At 47.3% G+C, this 296-nt stretch carries 1 protein-coding gene; it reads left to right on the plus strand.

Annotation, left to right across the window (positions count from 1 at the left end; genetic code table 11):
* Positions 1-296: GTP-binding protein (locus AN392_RS18210; RefSeq protein WP_235575609.1), on the plus strand; the 296-nt coding region annotated here is incomplete at both ends.

Here is a 296-nt window from a genome sequence, read left to right on the forward strand (position 1 = left end):
GTTGCTAAAGATTTCGCATCAATCGATAACGCTCCAGAAGAGCGCGAGCGTGGTATCACAATCTCAACTTCACACGTTGAGTACGATACACCTACTCGTCACTACGCACACGTAGATTGTCCTGGTCACGCCGATTATGTTAAAAACATGATCACTGGTGCTGCTCAAATGGACGGCGCTATCTTAGTAGTTGCTGCGACTGATGGCCCTATGCCACAAACTCGTGAGCACATCCTACTTTCTCGCCAAGTTGGCGTTCCTTACATCGTTGTGTTCATGAACAAATGTGACATGGT

It is taken from the genome of Pseudoalteromonas sp. P1-16-1b (genome assembly GCF_001401785.1).
Taxonomy (GTDB): domain Bacteria; phylum Pseudomonadota; class Gammaproteobacteria; order Enterobacterales; family Alteromonadaceae; genus Pseudoalteromonas; species Pseudoalteromonas undina.